This is a genomic window from Roseiarcus sp., from assembly GCF_052145395.1.
GTDB lineage: Bacteria > Pseudomonadota > Alphaproteobacteria > Rhizobiales > Beijerinckiaceae > Roseiarcus.
In genome coordinates this window covers 1-3,491 of record NZ_JBKQOT010000220.1, presented here as the reverse complement: position 1 = coordinate 3,491, position 3,491 = coordinate 1, and the positions used below count along the sequence as shown (strand labels likewise).

The 3,491-nt window shown below is 62.8% G+C and carries 7 protein-coding genes and 1 pseudogene; 5 read left to right on the top strand and 3 right to left on the bottom strand.

The genetic code is table 11. From position 1 onward, the window contains the following. The 3 genes from ACLP25_RS07470 to ACLP25_RS07460 all read right to left on the bottom strand — a co-directional run. Positions 1-337, bottom strand: a 337-nt coding sequence (locus ACLP25_RS07470; RefSeq protein ID WP_442468583.1) for a wax ester/triacylglycerol synthase domain-containing protein, incomplete at its 3' end; no start/stop codon positions are given. A gap of 22 nt (positions 338-359) precedes the next feature. Beyond that, on the bottom strand, positions 360-506 hold the full coding sequence (locus ACLP25_RS07465; protein ID WP_442468581.1) for a hypothetical protein: 147 nt from the start codon (positions 504-506) through the stop codon (positions 360-362). Between the two features lie 96 nt (positions 507-602). After that, entirely contained in the window at positions 603-1,298 is a 696-nt protein-coding gene (locus tag ACLP25_RS07460; protein ID WP_442468580.1) for a hypothetical protein, read from the bottom strand. A gap of 307 nt (positions 1,299-1,605) precedes the next feature. Between ACLP25_RS07460 and ACLP25_RS07455 the strand changes: the two genes are divergently transcribed. The 5 genes and pseudogenes from ACLP25_RS07455 to ACLP25_RS07435 form a co-directional block, all read left to right on the top strand. Then, positions 1,606-2,001, top strand: a complete 396-nt coding sequence (locus ACLP25_RS07455; RefSeq protein ID WP_442468579.1) for a polyhydroxyalkanoic acid system family protein — start codon at positions 1,606-1,608, stop codon at positions 1,999-2,001. 82 nt (positions 2,002-2,083) lie between these two features. Continuing rightward, a complete protein-coding gene (locus ACLP25_RS07450) occupies positions 2,084-2,725 on the top strand; it encodes a TetR/AcrR family transcriptional regulator (RefSeq protein ID WP_442468578.1) in 642 nt (213 codons plus the stop codon). Positions 2,726-2,920: 195 nt separating this feature from the next. Continuing rightward, on the top strand, positions 2,921-3,187 hold the full coding sequence (locus ACLP25_RS07445; RefSeq protein ID WP_442468577.1) for a hypothetical protein: 267 nt from the start codon (positions 2,921-2,923) through the stop codon (positions 3,185-3,187). After that, positions 3,184-3,297: a hypothetical protein gene (locus ACLP25_RS07440; protein ID WP_442468582.1), complete on the top strand. Its 114-nt coding sequence runs from the start codon at positions 3,184-3,186 to the stop codon at positions 3,295-3,297. The genes ACLP25_RS07445 and ACLP25_RS07440 overlap by 4 nt, the downstream gene beginning before the upstream one ends. Further along, positions 3,269-3,491: pseudogene (locus ACLP25_RS07435) on the top strand (plasmid pRiA4b ORF-3 family protein); the annotation flags it as partial. The gene ACLP25_RS07440 and the pseudogene ACLP25_RS07435, both read left to right, overlap by 29 nt.

The window sequence follows — 3,491 nt, the reverse complement described above, 5'->3', positions numbered from 1 at the left end:
GAGAACGTTGAGTGGCGTCATGCAACAGCGTCGAGATATCGGCGCCGCGATCGACATCGACCGCCGCATAGTGGACCTTGACAAGGAGCGCAAAACTCTCGGCGGGTAGATCGGCGATTCCGTCGAGGCCCTCCATCACGTAGATTTCCCAAGAGGGGCGATTGAGGTTGAGCGGACGCGCGTGGATGCGTGACGCCTGGATGCAGAATTCCCGCCAGTCGCCGGGCCTTGGCAGCGCGATGTGGCGAACATGATATTCGAGGTCGAAATTCTCGTCCTCGATCCAGTAGGGGAGGTTGAGGCCGAACGGCGTCGGCTGCAACTTGCTGCGAAAAATCGGCGATTGATCGAGCCGGCTTTCAACATGGGCGTAGGCTCTTGAAGCGCACCTTGCCGCCCGGCGCCGTCGACTGATCGTGGATCTTGATCAGGGTGATGTTGGAGTCAAAATGTGCCGCCTCCTTATGAACGAATTCGGCGTCGAGCGTCCCGAGCTGGCGCATCATGGGCGCTTCTCCCTTCCCGTTTGGCGACGACCGCGCGCCGACGGGAAATCCTCGGCGCGCGGCCTCAGCCGAAATTCATAGCGGGCGACGCGATCGTCACTTGTCGGCAGCGGTCGTCCGGACGACGTTCGTCCGCCTTTTCACGGCGGCCCGCTGCGGCGCGCTCGGCCGCTTAGCGGCCACGCGTTTTGTCGCAGCACCCCCCTTCACCGGCTTCGCCGCCTTGGGACGGGGCGCCGGCTCCGCGGCGGTCGCCGTCTTCGCGCTTACGGCGTTCGACAGCTTTTCCGCGCCGTTCGCGACAACGCCGGACACGTAGCGAAGCAGCTTCGCACCCTTGAGGCCCAGGGGCTCGACCGCCTCGACGCCGGTCTTCTTTAGGATTTCGGCGACCCGCTCGTTCGGTTCAGGAATCCGAGCGACCGTCTTCGCCGCACCGTCGAACACCTTGTCGACGGCGCCGTCCGCCGTGTTGGAGACCTTGACGACAGCGTCCTGGGCTCCGGCGAGAGCGTTCTTCACGGTCTTGCGCAAGCGCTTCGCGGTGCCGCTGGTGCGATCCGCTGTGGACGCGAGTTTCCCGCCTGCGGTCCCCAGAGCGTCCTTGACCTGTTGCGTGACATTGCCTTCGTATTTCGCGAGGCCGCCGATCGCCTCGTCGACCTTGGCGATTCCCTGAATGCCCCCTTCGCGCAGCGTGGCGTTCGCCGATTTTGCGGCGCGCTGGTAATTGCCGATGACGTCGAGCGCGACGGAACGAATCGTCTCGGTCTTTGGAGCCTTGGTCTTCATCTTCGAATCCGATCCTGTGTGACGATGGAGCGCATCGAGCGTCGGCGTCGAACAGGCGAGGCGCTATCCGAGAAACCGGAACCCGAGCTGACGCAGCAAAAATAGTCGAGTTTTTGTAGGGCTCGTAACTTAGCAAAACACGAAAATTGGGTTAAGAAGCCTAGAGATGGTCCGCGCGCAGGCACAGGCGCGCCGTCGCGCCAAAGGGAGGGGCAATGCTCATGTCGGGGCGATACGTCGCGTTGGCCGGACGCCGCCGATCGATGACGGCCGTTGTTCGCGTCGTGAGTTGTGATGGACCGGCGTCGTGAGCAGGATCGCGATTTCCCGCCGGCATCGCCTGACGCGTACGCGCGCCGTCAAAGTCGCGAATCGGGTCGCGGAAGATGTCGCCGCCGAATATGGAGTCGTGGCGACATGGATAGGAGACGTCGCCCACCTTCATGGACCGGGTCTTTCCGGCAGCCTGATGCTGGCGCGCAATCATCTTCATCTCGAACTCGAGCTCGGGTTTGTCACGACGCTGTTTCGCGAACAGATCGCGACGGTGATCGAGACCGAACTCGACAAGCTCCTCGAAGGCGAGGCCAAGGCCGCAAAGAAGATCGGTCGAACGCCGGGTGGCGACACGGAGAAGCGAAATCGGGAGAACGCGAAGCCGCCGGCGGAAAAGCTGCAGAAGGGCGCGCGAGGTCAACGCTGATGCGAAGGCGCAGGCGAACAGGGGGCGGAGCGTTCCGCGCGACAGGCGGCGGCGATCGTCTCGTCCATCCGATCACAGCAACATGAAGACCCGCGATCGCATTCTCGAAAAGGCGCTCGACCTGTTCAATCGGGAGGGGCTGGCGAAGATTTCGGCGAACCGAATCGCCTCCGAGATGGGCATCAGCCCGGGCAATCTCTACTACCACTTCAACAACAAGACGCTGCTCGTCGAGGCCCTGTTCCGCCGCCTGGAAGGCGAACTGGCGCCGCTCGTGGCCACTTTCGCTTCCGTGACCGCGTTGGACGATGTCTGGGTCACCCTGCACGCGGCATTCGGCACGATGGAAAAATATCGATTCGTCTATTCCGACATCGATTATCGGACGCGCGAATATGAGCGTCTCGGCAAGCGCATCAAGAAGACTACCGAGGGCGCTATCAACGCGATCCGGCGGATGTGCGGCAACCTTGCCAACTCGGGAGTCATCGTCGCGGACGATGCGGACCTCGACAGCCTGGCGTTTCATATCGTATTCACCGCAACTTGCTGGAGCACGTTCGTCAAACTGATGCCGGTCAAGAGCCCAGACGAGATCGCCGCGGGTCTCGCCGCCTATCATGTCCTGTCGCTGCTGAGCCCGTATCTCGCGCCGGAAGCGCGGCCCTACATGGACTACTTGCAAGGAAAGTACCTGAAGTTGGGGCCGCTCCGCGCGCGTTGAACGATCGCTTTGCGGCTCATGGCGGCGCGCCGTCTCGAGGCAGGAGATTGCGCTGGACGAAAGGGGTCACAACCTCGTGGAATAGCTCGACAAATGCATCGACTTCGGCGAGCGGCCCGATAGGGTCGACCCATTTCCGTCGCGACGGTGCCGACCTGTGAACGGACACCGCGTACGGAACCTAGGGAGGCAGGCATGACATCGGCGCTGCGCTCGAAAACCAAGTCCACCGCGCCCGGCAAGACGCGCCCCGCAAAGTCGCCCGCGGCGCCGGCGAAAGCAACGGAGCCTTCGGCCCTCATGCGCATCGCCCATGAATTGCGGTCCTACGCCGACTCGGCGCTTGGCCTCGCCGAAGGCGCAACCGAGATGACGATCGCCGCCGCCAGAAGCATGGGGCGCGGTCCGCAGCAGAAGGCGGCGATCGGCAGGGGACGCGCTTCGTCTACGAATATGATCTGAACGTTCCTTGGCGGCACGAAATCCGGCTCGAAGAATGTTTGGAGCCCATCTCCGAGCGAAGCTATCCGTTTTGCGTTTTGCGTGGATGGCCACGAGGCCTGCCCGCCTGAGGATTGTGGCGGACTCTCAGGCTATCTCACCCAGCGCGAGGCTTGGCATTCCATGGACGCCCTCGATGATCTCGGCGTCAGGGCCGAAATCATCGATAAAGCCGTGATCGAGGGGCGCCGACAGGTTCTCGACGACGCGAATACGCGCTCGCAGCTCGAAGAAGCCGTTGAACGAGCGGAGGAGCGCGAACTTT

Bases quoted from the DNA above. Each gene is read 5' to 3' on its own strand.
- ACLP25_RS07465 (WP_442468581.1), bottom strand. From the start codon at position 506: ATGATGCGCCAGCTCGGGACGCTCGACGCCGAATTCGTTCATAAGGAG.
- ACLP25_RS07460 (WP_442468580.1), bottom strand. From the start codon at position 1,298: ATGAAGACCAAGGCTCCAAAGACCGAGACGATTCGTTCCGTCGCGCTC.
- ACLP25_RS07450 (WP_442468578.1), top strand. From the start codon at position 2,084: ATGAAGACCCGCGATCGCATTCTCGAAAAGGCGCTCGACCTGTTCAAT.
- ACLP25_RS07445 (WP_442468577.1), top strand. From the start codon at position 2,921: ATGACATCGGCGCTGCGCTCGAAAACCAAGTCCACCGCGCCCGGCAAG.